The sequence below is a fragment of the Kitasatospora sp. NPDC047058 genome, assembly GCF_040643935.1.
Lineage (GTDB): Bacteria > Actinomycetota > Actinomycetes > Streptomycetales > Streptomycetaceae > Kitasatospora.
This window is the reverse complement of sequence record NZ_JBEYVJ010000761.1, coordinates 1-1,891: the sequence shown is the minus strand read 5'-3', so window position 1 is coordinate 1,891 and position 1,891 is coordinate 1. Positions and strand designations below refer to the sequence as shown.

At 70.8% G+C, this 1,891-nt stretch carries 2 protein-coding genes and 1 pseudogene; 1 reads left to right on the top strand and 2 read right to left on the bottom strand.

The window, feature by feature from the left end; translation table 11 throughout:
• Window positions 1-30: 30 nt before the first annotated feature.
• Entirely contained in the window at window positions 31-552 is a 522-nt protein-coding gene (locus tag ABZ885_RS40230) for an HAD domain-containing protein (RefSeq protein WP_360200025.1), read from the top strand.
• Window positions 553-745: 193 nt separating this feature from the next.
• On the opposite strand, the gene ABZ885_RS40225 is transcribed toward ABZ885_RS40230, so the two are convergent.
• Complete coding sequence (locus ABZ885_RS40225; protein WP_360200023.1) at window positions 746-1,075, bottom strand: hypothetical protein; 330 nt, start codon at window positions 1,073-1,075, stop codon at window positions 746-748.
• Between the two features lie 549 nt (window positions 1,076-1,624).
• Window positions 1,625-1,891, bottom strand: a pseudogene (locus ABZ885_RS40220) (hypothetical protein); the annotation flags it as partial.

Sequence of the window (1,891 nt, the reverse complement as noted above, 5' to 3'; positions counted from 1 at the left end):
GTGCAGGAGGCTGGTCGCTATCGTGCTGCCGTGACCGGCTCTGCGCAGCGACCGCTGCTGTTCCTCGACGTCGACGGCCCGCTCATCCCGTTCGGCGCGGCGCCGCAGCAGTACCCGACGTACGCGGCGGGCCACGCGCTGCTCGGCACCTACGCGAATCCGCTCCTGGCCAGGATCGATCCCGCCCACGGGCCGCGGCTGGCCGCGCTCCCGTGCGAGGTCGTCTGGGCCACGACCTGGATGGGCGACGCGAACGAGTGCATCGCCCCCCTGATCGGCCTGCCGCAGCTGGCCGTCGTGATCTGGCCGGAGCCGTCCGCCACCGACGCCCAGGACGAGCGCGACGGACTGCACTGGAAGACCCGCGCCCTCGTCGCGTGGGCAGCAGGCCGCCCGTTCGCCTGGGCCGACGACGAGATCACCGGCACCGACCGGACCTGGGTCGCCGCCCACCACCCGGCCCCCGCTCTGCTCCACCGCGTCGACCCCCGCCGGGGCCTGACCGACGGCGACTACGCAACCCTCGGCTCCTGGCTGCGACGGCAGTCCTGACCCGGACGGCCGCGTGGTCGGTCACCGTCCCCACCTGGCTGTCCATCATCTGTCCACCGGCCCTTCCTCCCTTCCCCTCACCTGGTCGGCGGCGCGAGGGCGTCGCCCGCGGGACGAGACCGGGAGGAACACGTGTCGACGAGCCTCGACCGGTGAGCCGGCGTGTTCAGGAGTCTCCGTCTCTCGTCATGAGTCAGGCCGTGGACCGACCGTTGACGAGGTACTCCTCGTAGGGCAGCGAGTCCCACTCGGTGTTCGCGCCGTCGCGCGTCACCATGAACAACGGACGAGATCGGAGGACCTGCCCGACCAGTTGCCCGCGCATGACGACCCCGGGATCATCCGGTCCTGCGTAGCCCTCGGGCGTGTAGCGGAAGTGCACGTCCATCGCCTCGGCATAGGCGATGGCGTCGCTCTCCAGCTCGGACAGGTCCCTCCCGACCAGCGGGAGACCGTCGTAGGCGACTTGAGGGCCGTGCACGGCGTCGGCAGCGATGCAGAACAGCCCCGCGGCTTCGCTCACGTAGGCCGTGACGGCAGGCGGTGAAGGAGCCACCCCGCGACGGTGGACTTCGACCTTCCGGGTCGGCGAGAAGATCGCGTGGTCCCGTGCACAATCACTGACCTTTGTCCGACCGACTGTCCCGGCCGCCTCGACCACTTCGTCGACGGTCATACCGAACCGGAGCGGTCCGACGCCGACAGCCGGCGAATAGGACCATTCGTCCCGTTCAGCGGCTCCGGTCCTGGACACCATAGTCACTCCTCAAGAGACACCTGAGACCTGCCGCCAGCCATCATGCCAATTGCCGACCAGCGGGCCGCCGGAGGCCGCCGGGCTCACGCAGATCACTCGGCGCGAGCCCCATCCGGGCTCGACCGCGAACACGCGACGACGTCTCCTCGCCGGACCCTCCGACAGGGGCCAGGAGGCAGCCACGGCCGGGCCGGACAGCCCCGACGCCCGGTAGCCGACTCAACGGACTCGGCTACCGGGCGCCCTCGCGAGGAGAAGGAGTTGCCTGGCCGACGGCTACGGACGCAGAACAGGGGCCCTCCGCATCAGGCGGCTTCAGGCGGCTTCGAGGAACCAGGAGCCGAGGCCGTTGCAGCCGGCCGCCCAGTAGGTGGTCGCGCGGAAGCCCGCCGGGATGGGCGATCCGGGGCAGGTGCGCAGGCCGACCTTCGCGATGGCGTGCTGCCAGGCGCCGACCCCGTTGCAGCCGTAGCTGAGGAAGTTGACGAGGACGTACCCGGAGACGATCGGAGAGCCGCCGCAGGTCCAGATCCCGTCCTTGGCGAGGTTGTGCCGCCAGGAACCGATGCCGTTGCAGCCGAG